The organism is Ureibacillus xyleni, assembly GCF_900217795.1.
Taxonomy (GTDB): Bacteria; Bacillota; Bacilli; order Bacillales_A; family Planococcaceae; genus Ureibacillus; species Ureibacillus xyleni.
This window is the reverse complement of record NZ_OBMQ01000002.1, coordinates 98618-110875: the sequence shown is the minus strand read 5'-3', so window position 1 is coordinate 110875 and position 12258 is coordinate 98618. Positions and strand designations below refer to the sequence as shown.

Sequence of the window (12258 nt, the reverse complement as noted above, 5' to 3'; positions counted from 1 at the left end):
TAGTTAACGAAATAACAATAATTATTTCAGGGAAGGATTAACACATGCTTTTTACATCGTTTGAGTTTATATTTCTCTTTTTGCCAATCGTCTTTATTGGCTACTTTTTATTAACAAAGGTTAATTTTACTTTTGCAAAACTCTTATTAGTTTTGAGTTCTTTATTCTTTTATAGTTGGTGGAATGTTGCGTATCTCCCTTTGTTATTAGGTTCAATCGTATTTAATTATTTTTATGGTAAGTTTTTAAGTTCCAAGTCATCAAAGTTATTACTATCTTTTGGAATCATCGTGAATGTTTTAGTTCTTGGGTATTTTAAGTATATGGATTTTTTCATTACCAATGTAAATTTCCTATTTTCAACAACCTTTGAACTTTTTCATCTTTTATTGCCTTTAGGAATTAGTTTCTTTACTTTCCAACAGATTGCTTACTTAGTGGACTCATACCGAAAAGAAAGTAAAGATTACTCAATACTTGATTATTCATTGTTTATCTCATTTTTCCCGCAGCTCATTGCCGGGCCGATTGTTTATCATAAGGACATGCTCCCACAGTTTGTAAACAGCGAAAATAGACGGATAAATATACAAAATATTGCCACTGGGATTTTTATTTTCGTACTTGGATTGTTTAAAAAGGTTGGCATTGCCGATACCTTTGCAAAATGGGCAAATTCAGGTTTTGCCAACTCAGATAATTTGACTTTTGTGGAAGGTTGGATTACTTCCCTTTCTTACACAATGCAGCTTTATTTTGATTTCAGTGGCTATTCCGATATGGCTATTGGGTTAGGGTTAATGTTTAACATTCGTTTACCATTAAACTTTAATTCGCCATATAAATCATTAAGTATCCAAGAGTTTTGGCGTCGTTGGCATATGACGTTAAATCAATTTTTAACGAAATATTTATACTTTCCTTTAGGTGGAAGCAAAAAAGGCACTACAAGAACTTATATCAATATTCTAATTATCTTTGCAGTTAGTGGAATATGGCATGGTGCTGGATGGACTTTCGTAATATGGGGGATGATGCACGGAATTGCATCTTGCATTAACCGACTATGGTCAAAATTCGGTTTCCGTCTTCCAACATTTTTCGCATGGTTTGTAACCTTTAACTTTGTGAATATAGCATGGGTATTTTTCAGAGCGACTTCTGTACAGCAAGCTATTGACGTGTTAAAAAGTATGTTTGATGTCAAAAATTTGCTTTCCACAAATTATTTAGCGGAGCAAATGATGCTTTTCCATACACCGACTGAATTTTTAGGGTTTTCATTCTCATTAGTTTATTTCATCACATTCATGATGATTGCGTGTTTAATCATCGCTCTATTTACAAAAAACACTTGGGAATTAAGCCAGTTACGTTTCAACTCAATTATAGGGGCTGTATACGTAGCTGCAATTATTACGATTGCGACATATGTTGTATTTTCAAATTTTAGCAGCAGTGAATTTATATACTTTAATTTTTAGGAGGGCTTAGTTTGAACTATAAACGATGGCTTTTGACAACAGCAATTTTATCATTATTGTTTTGCAGCCCTTTTCTATATATGATTTTTTATAATTACTATGTCGATCCATTATGGAATTTTAATCATCAAAATGAAGCAAATGCGAGTCAAATTGCTTTTGATGAAAGGCAATTAAAGGTAAATTATTTAGCTCAGAAAAAACAATATGACTCCTTGCTTGTTGGGACGAGCCGTACTACTTATATTAATCAACACGATTTTACAGATATGCTTATGTATAACTTCTCAGCAGGTTCACTTACATTGGGAGAGTATGGACCATATATCGAATTCGCAACAGAACAAAATAAAAAAGCCTTTGAAACGATTATTTTAGAATTGTATCCAACAGGGAACTTGAAAGAAGCTTTGATTAGTTCATATCCGGATCCAGCTACTTATTTCGAAACAACGAACGAAGCATTGTACCCGATTAAATCACTATTTTCCTTTGATACGTACGAAAAGGCAAAAAACAACGCAAGTGATGCTACCCCAAAAGGATTTCGCATCTATGATCGAAATAATGTTGTGGCATTGGACCCTTTAGATATTGAAACGGTACAATCCAACATCAAAAGAGGATTAAATAAGTTGTCATCAGTTAAAAAGAGCACAGATTTAACGGAATATAAAAAGGCTCTTTTAACAATTAAAGAGGCTAGTCCTAACAGTGAATATATTGTTTATTCCCCACCCTATTTTCATGAACGGTTGGCGAAAATTTTTAAAGAAGAAGGTGGAGTGGAACTTTATCAAGATTGGTTAGAAATATGTATAGAAGTGTTCGGTGGCGTCGTAAACTTCACAACCATTAACGATATATCTTTAAATGTAAATAATTACTTTGACACAAATCATTTTTACCCTAGCACAGGAACATTCATCGCTCAAGACCTTGTCGCTTTCCATAATGGACAAGATTTACAATATGCAACATTCGTTACACATAATAATTTTGATGAATTTATTGAACAGTTTAGAAAGCAAATGCAGGAATATAGATAACCCCATTTCAATTTCGAGAAATGGGGTATTTTGAGCACTATTAATTGTACTATATGGAATATTGTAATTTTATGGTAATATATTCTAGTACTTATGCAAAGGGGAGAAGATATTTGAAGAGAAAAATCTATTTAAAGTTATTATTAACATTAGCATTAATATTAAGCATTATTCCATTAGTGAGTGAACCTGCAGATGCGGCAAGTGTAAGTTATATGCTAAATAAGAAAAAGGTATACACGTATCAGGATTATCAACTGAAAGAAACGTATGAAGCAAAGTTTGATAAAAATAAAAGTAAAGAAATTGAAAGAATTGTTACTCAATCCTCTGAAAGTAGTGGTTTAACTTGCTTTACCGATCATAGCTGTTATAAGGAAGACAAAAAAACACTATCTCAAATGGTGATGTATGCCGGATTAATTGAAAATTTAACATATCCAGTGAAAGTAAATAAATCCTGGGAAACTTCTATGGGCGATATTCGAAAAATTACAGCCATTAAAACGGTAAAAGTTAAAGCTGGTACATTCAAAAATGTGGTCGTTGTAAAAGAAACGCGCTCTTATGACAAAAAGGAATTTTATATTGAGTACTACGCACCGAATGTGGGATTAATCCTTAAAGAAGCAAGTAACGAAGAAACAAATTATAAAACAACCAAACAAATTGAGTTAATTAAATTAAAATAAGATATTGTGGGATATGTCGCCCGTGACATGTCCTTTTTTATATGAGATTTGCCACAATTACGTTAATAAAGTCGAAACGGGTGTTAGTTATTACAAATGTATACATATTATGTAAATATATTGGTAAAATAGGGAAATATTTAATACAAAGGAGAGAGAGAAATGAAGAAGGGGAATTTATTTAAATTATTACTAGCTTTCACATTAATTTTTAGCATTTCTTTACCGTTAGTGAATGAAACTGCAAATGCCGCTGCCAACGTAAGCTACATGCTAAATAAGAAAAAGGTCTATACATACAAAGATTATAGTATTAACAAAACATATGAAGCAAAGTATGATAAAAAACAACACGAAGAAATTGCATTTTATGAACTTCAATCTGATGGAAAAGGATTTACTTGTTATACCGATTATAAATGTTATTCAGAGAACAAAGAGGGATTGTATAAAGTTGAACTCGATGATAATGAATTATTAAAATATCCAGTGAAGGTAAATAAAACATGGGAAACTTCATATGGCGAGACTAGAAAAATCACAGCAATCAAAACGATTAAAGTTAAAGCTGGTACATATAAAAATGTTGTTGTAGTAAAGGTAACAAAACCAGAAGACAAAAAAGCATATTCTATTGAATATTATGCACCGAATGTTGGTCTAATTCTTAAAGAAGTAAACAATAGCGAAACGAAATATAAAACAACAAAACAGTTAGAATTAATTAAAGTAAAATAACTTTATCTATCAGGTTTTTAGAAATGATCCCACTTTCATTTTGTATACAGAATGATAGCGGGATTTTTATGTAAAATATGTAACTGTGCTTATTCGCTAACCGTGAACAATCCTTTTAAATACGCCCTTGTAACTCCTTTAGGTAATTCTCTTACCTCTTTTGTCTCCGTATCTACTACCCAATATTGTGCGCCAAGTAATTCATAAGCTTTTCCTGGCACTCTAGAAAAAACATGAAATCTCCCATATTTCCCTATACAAGGTCCCCCGTCATTTATATTAGGATGTTCAACTCTTACTCCACTAGCTCTACTTCCAACATTTGATTTAATAGCTGGCCTCCATACTGCCCCTTCTACTAACTTTAAAGATTTGAAATACTCATAACCATTCATAATTAGCCTCCTCCCAATGTACACATATAATATTTTGACATAACTATTATTTTTTCCTTCCAGCAATTTATAAACTTCACTCATCTCAAACATGATTAAGAACAATAAAAATCCTCTTCCAGTTAGTCTTTTGAAACTAACTAAAAGAGGATTATTTTATAGATAACTTAAAATGAGACTATTCCCACTCAATCGTCGCTGGTGGCTTACTCGTCACATCATACAGCACGCGGTTTACGTGTTTTACTTCGTTCACGATACGTACTGAGATTTTTTCTAGTACGTCCCATGGAATACGTGCCCAATCGGATGTCATACCATCGATGGATGTTACGGCACGGATACCTACAGCGTAATCGTACGTACGTGCATCACCCATCACACCTACTGAACGGATGTCTGGTAGTACGCAGAAGTATTGCCAAATGTCGCGATCAAGTCCAGCATTTTTAATTTCTTCACGTAAAATGTAGTCTGCTTCACGAACGATTTCTAATTTTTCTTCTGTGATTTCACCAAGTACACGGATACCAAGGCCAGGACCTGGGAATGGTTGACGCCATACGATTTCTTCAGGAAGGCCAAGCTCTAACCCTAAAGCACGTACTTCATCTTTGAATAATGTATTTAATGGCTCGATTAACTCGAACTTCATATCTTCTGGAAGTCCACCAACATTATGGTGCGATTTAATTGTTTGAGCTGTTGCTGTACCAGATTCAATAATATCTGTATATAAAGTTCCTTGAGCAAGGAAATCCATATCCGTTAGTTTTGAAGACTCTTCGTCAAATACGTAAATGAATTCGTTTCCGATAATTTTGCGTTTTTTCTCTGGATCCGATACACCTTCAAGTTTACTCATGAAACGTTCACGCGCATCGATTTTGATGACTTTCATATCGAAGTCTTCAGTGAAAGTTTTCATTACTTGTTCAACTTCGCCTTTACGGTTTAAGTTGTGATCCACGAACATACATGTTAATTGGTCACCAATTGCTTTATGAATTAACACTGCTACTACTGATGAGTCTACCCCACCTGATAGTGCACAAAGAACTTGTTTGTCTCCAACTTGTTCACGAATTTTTTTAATTTCTAATTCAATGAAGTTTGCCATTGACCAATCGCCTTTAGCGTTGCAGATGTCGAATACGAATTGGCGTAATAAGTCATTTCCATAAACAGAGTGACGTACTTCTGGATGGAATTGAACAGCGTAAAGGTTGCGTTCTACGTTTTGCATTGCAGAAATTGGACAAGATGCACTTGTTGCAATTACTTCAAATCCTGCTGGTACCTCTGTTACTAGGTCACCATGACTCATCCATACTATTTGTTCTTTTGGAAGATCTCCAAATAATTTGTTGTCTACAGTAACATTGATTTCTGCTTTTCCGTACTCTCTATGATCTGCGCCTTCTACTTTACCGCCTAAAGAATAAGACATTAATTGCATTCCGTAGCAAATCCCTAAAATCGGTAAACCTAAATCGAAAATTGCTTCGTCTACTTTGAATGCTTTTTCGTCATATACTGAGTTTGGACCACCTGAGAAAATAATCCCTACTGCGTTCATTTCTTTAATTTCTTCAGCCGTAATTGTGTGTGGATGAAGTTCAGAGAAAACACCAAATTCACGAATACGACGAGTAATTAACTGGTTAAATTGGCTACCAAAATCGAGTACGACGATTTTTTCTTGCTCTTTTAATAATGGGGTTGTCACGCTTTACACCTCTTCTATTATTCATTAGATGCCTCATATTGTTAAAAAAACGCGTTCAAAAAGAATTCTTTCTGACGCGTTCATGTTCTAAACCTATAAAGGCGGGTACACTTAAAAATACATAGCAGCACCCGCCTTCATAGATAAGTTATTGTTGTGGTAACTTAGTAGAAACATCCGAACCATATTATCGGACTTATATGAAGGCAGCCTATACTTTTTTCTAAATTTTACTCTTAGTATAGTCTAAAATCAACTAGTTGCCCGATTGATTAAATATTCCCAACTTTCTTTCATTTGGTTAAAGTCAACTTCAGCTGAATCCTTCGCATAAATATATTGCTCATAAGCATTTGTCATTTTCCCCATATGGTTCGTTTCAAAATAACGATCAATTTCTTTAGCAAATGATTGTAACGTTTGTCCTTTTTGACGTTTAAATCCTTTCATCTCTAATATTTTGAGCAATTGTAAGTACATTAATTCAAACGAAGACTCATCAAGTTTCTTTTTACGGTTAAATTTAACGTACACTTTTGGTATCCACTTAGTTCGTTTTAAATAAAGTAGCAAGGCAGCCCCAACTAATACTATAAACCCAATTAAAAACATCCATTTATATTCTTTGATAGCATTCAGGAATATATTATTTCCATTTGATGATTTTTGTTGCACATCTTTTTTATCCTCAACGACTTCATCAGGTTCTGTTTTTTCTTCATTGACCGATAATTCATCCCTTTCAACTTCGGAAGTTTCTATATTATAGTCAATTGATCTTGTATTACTGAATCCAATCGTCGGTTCAAAATTAATCCAACCTACATTTGGAATAAAGGCTTCTACCCAAGAGTGGGCATCGTTGTTTGTTACCTCATAAGTCTTCATATCGCCGTTAGTATCAATGATTTCTCCACCTGCAAAACCTTTTACCCATCTAGCAGGAATTCCCACTGATCGAAGCATAACGACCATAGACGTTGAGAAGTTATCACAATATCCAATCTTTGTTTCAAATAAAAATTGATCCACATAATCTTGATCTTCAGTAGGAATTGCTACATCATCAGTATCATAACGGAAACTATTTTGTCTAAAATACATTTCGATTGCTCTTGCTTTATCATAAACACTTTCTTCACCTTCAACGACAGATACAGCTAGTTCTCTTACTCTGTCTGGTAAGTTTTCGGGTAGCTGTAAATAACGCTCGGCTAAACTCGGGTCTAAGTTATCAAGATTTGAATTTTTCAAATCACTGTAAAGAAATACTGGTTTACTATATTCAACGAAGTAGTTAGTTAAAGGTGCCGGGTTTTTGTTAAAGTGAGGTGTAATTTTTTCGGAATTATCATCCATTAAAAACTGATAACCTTCATTAGAGTCCATTAAACCAACAGACTTTAACCCATATGGCTGAACAACAAAGTCATAGGGATACAACATCGAAATTGCTGCTTGTTTCGTCCCTTCTTCAGGTCCAACAGGTAATGAATGAGTGATATCCATATAAGGGTCAAATACAGTTGATGCATCGGTAAAATAATCTGATTTAATCCAACCCCTGGATGTATAAACATCCCTCGTTTCTACTCGCCAATATTGCTTCGTTTCTGATTGTGCCGTAAAAACAATGGTATCATCTGCAACAAAAGGACCACCTAAATTGCTATCATCTTCACCATAACCTACTTTTGAAACGCCTTTTTGACCTTCTTCATTCCCTCCTTTACCAGCTGCTGCTTTTAGAAAAGGAACTGGATCTGGCCATTGAGGTTCGGACTTTGGCAAAAATATCGCCGTAATACAAGAAAGCCCTATAAGAAGAATGACGGGTACTACTAGTTTCATATACTTTAGCCAATCTAATTCCGCACCTGACTCAATAATTAACCGTTTTAAGAATAGAAAAGCGATAGTAATTAACCCAAGTAAGATAATTTTAATAATAGCAAATGTACCATCGTATTCTGTAAATGTATCTAACGTACCGATAAATAATACAGTCAGAACAAGGAAATAAAAAATTGACATTCTAACGGTAATCCAATGGTGAATTAAGTAAATTAACATCCAAATGAGAACTAAGAATAACAATGTTCTAAAAGGATCTGTAACACTAACCCAATTTGCTTGTACGAGCAATCCAATATTTGCCGTTAGCTCTGATACTAAAAAGTGCATTCCTTCTGCGGATAAAATAGAATACCCACTATAAATAGTGACGATAAACCATGAGATATAAGCAAGTTTAATGACGATTGAAACCACAAAATGTATGCGAAACAGACTTAAAATAAGAGACAGTGCAATGAAAAACAAAATTAGTTCCATATGACCTGTCCCAGTTAATTTCATAATTGGAATGAGCCATTCTCTTAAAATGATAAACACGATAACATAATAAACTGCTAATTCTACTATACTGAAGACATTCTTTTTCACGGCTTTACCACCTCCGTGAATGCTTGTTCAAATTTTCCTTTTGAGATTGGCATTACTTTAACATTGGCTATAGTTCTTACCTGCTTTTCTTGATCTGTTACTTCAAAGCAAATAATACCTCGCGTAAAGCTAGAACTTTTTGAAAAAAATTGTTTTAACCCATCCGTAACTTCACCAGTTACAATGATTAAAGAAGCAGTTTTGATTAACCCTACTTCATTCGCTAATGTTGCATCTATGGCTTTCTTGGTATCACTCCTAATAGTGGCCAAATGTTGCATCACTTTTTCAAGCTGGCTATGTGTTTTAATTTTTGGTGAATAATAACGTTTTTCTCCTGAAGATAAAAATGAAATATCTCCGTGATTTTTTACAACACTCGTAATAATTGAAGCAACTAAATCCACTACATCATCAAAGTTTTTATCTGTAGATTGGTCAATTACGAGCATGATTTCTTGTGTTTGTCGATCTTCAAATTCTTTCGTCCGTAATGTGGCATTTTTCGCAAATGACTTCCAATGAATCCATGAAAATTTATCTCCTGCTTGATAATCCCTTACTCCGGTTACGATGGATGTATCTTTTACCATTGAAAAAGGTGCGTTTATGCTACCATGCTCAAACTGCAATTGTAACGGTTTGTATTTAATTTCCGATAATTTCGGATAGACAAGTACCGTTTTATTTTCTTGAATTACTTTATTGCGTATCGTCCATCCAAAAAAGTCTGTCACAGTTAGATGTAAACCTTTGAATTGAATTGCACCGCGCTCAACATCATGAAGTTCATATGTCCATTCAAACTTTCTTTTCCAGCCAACGAAAAATATTTGGCTTGGTCCTGTAGTTGAATCTAGTTCTTTCACCGTTAAAAATACAAACGGAAACCAGGATTTATTTTGGAAACTAATCTTCACTTGGGCAGAGTCACCACGATGAAGTTTAGATGGTTTAATTTCACAATGCACTTCTCCTATTTGAATAGGCGCAAAAGAGAGTAATAAAGAATAAAGTAAAAACGGGCTAATAGTATAAAAAAGGAACCAGCTCACAAAGCCACCTTGAAACATCGCATAACTAAATGTAATGGCAATTAGAAGAAGTAAGACGATGAATCGACCTCCACCGCCTAAAATTCTTTTTATTTTATTCATTGTTCTGCATACCTTTTAATCGGAATGACAGATTTTGTAATAATCCGGTCTAAAATATCTTCTGTTGTAATTCCTTCGTATCTGGCTTCAGGTCTTAAAATAATGCGATGCCCAAAAACAAATGGGGCTAAATATTGAACATCATCCGGCTTTACATAATCTCGATCTTGCATTTTTGCATAGGCTTGGGAAGCTTTCATTAATGCAATTGATGCACGTGGGCTTACCCCTAAATAGATTTCAGAAACGTTTCTTGTCGCTCTAGCTAGTTGAACGATATAACTTTTTACTGAATCTTCCACATAAACTTGCTTCACTTCTTCTTGTAAAGCCAACAATTCATCCAGCGATATAACCGGCAACAAATTAATAATTGGCTGTGTTCTCTCCGCCCGACGCAGCACTTCAATTTCTTCCTGTGCATTTGGGTAACCCATTTTAATTTTTAATAAAAACCGGTCCAGTTGTGCTTCCGGTAAAGGATATGTACCTTCATATTCAATTGGGTTTTGTGTAGCCATAACAAAGAAAGGCTTTGCAATGTCTAAAGTTTTTCCATCAATTGTTACAGAAGCTTCTTCCATACTTTCTAACAAGGCAGATTGTGTTTTTGGTGAAGTACGATTAATTTCATCTGCTAATATGATATTCCCCATAATCGGTCCAGGTCGAAATTCGAATTGAAGCGTTTTAGGATTATAAATGGACACACCAATAACATCTGAAGGAAGTAAATCAGGTGTGAACTGGATTCTTTTAAACTCGGCACCTACTGATTTGGCAAGAGCTTTTACCATCATCGTTTTACCAACACCCGGTACATCTTCTAATAAAACATGCCCCCCTGATAAAAGAGCTACAACACTTAACTCGGCAACTTCTCGCTTACCAATCATTACTTTCTCTATATTTTCAATGATTGCTTCAATCTGTTTATGCATTTTTAAAAACCCTCCTAGACAAAACAACAAAAATCAGAATATACACACAAAATTACAATTCAAGCATAAACGAAATAGGAAGGCGAGTACAACTAATTACAACCTGGGTTCATTAAAAATTAATTTTGCTTTTTATATATGGAATATAACGGCATTGGAACGGGAGATAATTCTAAAAAAGTGAAATGAACGCCTGTGAGTGAGAGATATATTCATCCGTACTATGAATACAACTTTTACAAATTTTAAGTTCTAATGGCTATCAACCTTTTCAATAGCACAAAAAAATGGCTACAAACTGTAACCATTTCAACGTTTTCTATTAAACTATCAATGATGAACTCCCCAATCAAAATCGTGTAAATCATCGTAGGTTAATAATTCACCAATCTCTTGTTTCTTTATCCATTTTTCTGCAGATTTTTCAGAATCAAATGCCATTACCCCATAATTCATCGGTGTCGAATTTGTTTCTGCGTATACATATGTTGCTTTTTCCGCATTCAACCATTTGTTTTTTGATGCATCCATTACAAAAGCAGCACTAATTTTGGAAGAGTCCGTTTCCATCATATAATCCATCATGCACCCAATATCGTCAAATACCTCTTGATCACCGTTATCCATTACAATCTGAGCAGCATATTTAACATCTGTTAACCCCATATTGCACGCCTTACATACATCATCTGAGCTAATTTCACGCGGTTTATCTGATGAACAGGCAGTAAGTATCATTAATAAACCGACAACAATGATCATTTTCCACTTCATGAATGAACGCTCCTTCACCATTTAATCCCCATTGTGAAACTGATCGATTTAATTGCTATAGTTATTTACGAATTATATACATTAGGTAAATTCGCATCGATTGTTTTTCACATCAGTACCGATAATATATATATTTTGTATCTACTTATTTTATACCGGATTGTGAAATGGATTTTGGCAGAAGGAGAATTATAAAAAAACACCTCAAACCTTTTGGAAGCCACTGAAAAACTAAATACCGATAAAAATTTATAGTAATTATTTGCTTCTAAATAGAAGGTGGGATTCACTTCGCTTTCCACGGGCTTGGCTTCAGCCTCCTCGTCGCAAGCTCCTGCGGGGTCTTCAGCTCAAGCTGTTCCCGTAGGAGTCTTCGTGAATCCCACTTCCTAAAAGATCTGAGCGTATTTTTATTATAAAAATTTATTAAAATCGACTTTTTCAGTGCCCTAAACCTTTTGAGATGTTTTAATCATACCGAAGATCGGTAAGTGCTTATTCTTTCCTTTCTTTTATACATAGCATTTATCTTCATCGCATGATCTAAAAGGCTGTTACGCATTGTTGCAGCTGTATCGGCATCTAACTGTATGCCTTTGACTATAAATTTGTTTTGAGTCTTTTTCAAAACCCGCTTTTTATCCCTACTAGTTGCTTGTGCATTTTTTCCTTGCTGTTGCCCTCTTTGCTGGCGCCCTCTACTTTCACCTTCTTGCAACGTCCGATAAAACAACTCGTTGGAATGTAAATATTGCCTAGAGTTTCTAAAAATACTACTAGGTACCGGCTGAACACGCGTCGTTCTCATAAGCACTTACCTCCCTTCTTATAACTATATACCCATCTTTAACTAA

General features: G+C 34.5%; 11 protein-coding genes and 1 riboswitch. Of the genes, 4 read left to right on the top strand and 7 right to left on the bottom strand.

The features are described from left to right. Positions 1-44: 44 nt before the first annotated feature. The 4 genes from CRO00_RS04430 to CRO00_RS04415 all read left to right on the top strand — a co-directional run bounded on the left by CRO00_RS04430 (position 45) and on the right by CRO00_RS04415 (position 3963). Positions 45-1484 (top strand): MBOAT family O-acyltransferase, encoded by a 1440-nt coding sequence (locus CRO00_RS04430; protein ID WP_097072465.1) that lies wholly within the window; start codon positions 45-47, stop codon positions 1482-1484. An 11-nt stretch (positions 1485-1495) separates the two neighbouring features. After that, positions 1496-2533: a hypothetical protein gene (locus tag CRO00_RS04425; RefSeq protein ID WP_097072464.1), complete on the top strand. Its 1038-nt coding sequence runs from the start codon at positions 1496-1498 to the stop codon at positions 2531-2533. Between the two features lie 113 nt (positions 2534-2646). After that, complete coding sequence (locus CRO00_RS04420; protein WP_097072463.1) at positions 2647-3225, top strand: hypothetical protein; 579 nt, start codon at positions 2647-2649, stop codon at positions 3223-3225. A gap of 162 nt (positions 3226-3387) precedes the next feature. Then, positions 3388-3963 (top strand): hypothetical protein, encoded by a 576-nt coding sequence (locus tag CRO00_RS04415; RefSeq protein WP_097072462.1) that lies wholly within the window; start codon positions 3388-3390, stop codon positions 3961-3963. Between the two features lie 89 nt (positions 3964-4052). Here CRO00_RS04415 and CRO00_RS04410 read toward each other — a convergent pair whose 3' ends face one another. The 7 genes from CRO00_RS04410 to CRO00_RS04380 form a co-directional block, all read right to left on the bottom strand. After that, entirely contained in the window at positions 4053-4358 is a 306-nt protein-coding gene (locus CRO00_RS04410; protein WP_141396941.1) for a hypothetical protein, read from the bottom strand. A 178-nt stretch (positions 4359-4536) separates the two neighbouring features. Continuing rightward, positions 4537-6087 carry a glutamine-hydrolyzing GMP synthase gene (guaA, locus tag CRO00_RS04405; protein ID WP_097072460.1) on the bottom strand — a complete coding sequence of 517 codons (1551 nt, stop codon included), beginning with the start codon at positions 6085-6087 and terminating at the stop codon, positions 4537-4539. A 120-nt stretch (positions 6088-6207) separates the two neighbouring features. Next, a riboswitch (purine riboswitch) is annotated at positions 6208-6311 on the bottom strand. 28 nt (positions 6312-6339) lie between these two features. Next, on the bottom strand, positions 6340-8532 hold the full coding sequence (locus CRO00_RS04400; RefSeq protein WP_097072459.1) for a transglutaminase-like domain-containing protein: 2193 nt from the start codon (positions 8530-8532) through the stop codon (positions 6340-6342). Beyond that, positions 8529-9689 carry a DUF58 domain-containing protein gene (locus CRO00_RS04395; RefSeq protein ID WP_097072458.1) on the bottom strand — a complete coding sequence of 387 codons (1161 nt, stop codon included), beginning with the start codon at positions 9687-9689 and terminating at the stop codon, positions 8529-8531. The genes CRO00_RS04400 and CRO00_RS04395 overlap by 4 nt, the downstream gene beginning before the upstream one ends. Then, positions 9686-10630 (bottom strand): AAA family ATPase, encoded by a 945-nt coding sequence (locus tag CRO00_RS04390; protein ID WP_097072457.1) that lies wholly within the window; start codon positions 10628-10630, stop codon positions 9686-9688. Before CRO00_RS04390 ends, CRO00_RS04395 begins: the two co-directional genes overlap by 4 nt. Before the next feature lie 330 nt (positions 10631-10960). Continuing rightward, entirely contained in the window at positions 10961-11404 is a 444-nt protein-coding gene (locus tag CRO00_RS04385; protein ID WP_161946608.1) for a nitrous oxide reductase accessory protein NosL, read from the bottom strand. Between the two features lie 472 nt (positions 11405-11876). After that, on the bottom strand, positions 11877-12212 hold the full coding sequence (locus tag CRO00_RS04380) for a hypothetical protein (RefSeq protein ID WP_097072455.1): 336 nt from the start codon (positions 12210-12212) through the stop codon (positions 11877-11879). Positions 12213-12258: the final 46 nt, after the last annotated feature.

Excerpts from the sequence above, each read along its gene's own strand:
- CRO00_RS04430 (WP_097072465.1), top strand. The coding sequence starts at position 45 with ATGCTTTTTACATCGTTTGAGTTTATATTTCTCTTTTTGCCAATCGTC.
- CRO00_RS04415 (WP_097072462.1), top strand. The coding sequence starts at position 3,388 with ATGAAGAAGGGGAATTTATTTAAATTATTACTAGCTTTCACATTAATT.
- CRO00_RS04410 (WP_141396941.1), bottom strand. The coding sequence starts at position 4,358 with ATGAATGGTTATGAGTATTTCAAATCTTTAAAGTTAGTAGAAGGGGCA.
- CRO00_RS04395 (WP_097072458.1), bottom strand. The coding sequence starts at position 9,689 with ATGAATAAAATAAAAAGAATTTTAGGCGGTGGAGGTCGATTCATCGTC.
- CRO00_RS04390 (WP_097072457.1), bottom strand. The coding sequence starts at position 10,630 with ATGCATAAACAGATTGAAGCAATCATTGAAAATATAGAGAAAGTAATG.
- CRO00_RS04385 (WP_161946608.1), bottom strand. The coding sequence starts at position 11,404 with ATGAAGTGGAAAATGATCATTGTTGTCGGTTTATTAATGATACTTACT.
- CRO00_RS04380 (WP_097072455.1), bottom strand. The coding sequence starts at position 12,212 with ATGAGAACGACGCGTGTTCAGCCGGTACCTAGTAGTATTTTTAGAAAC.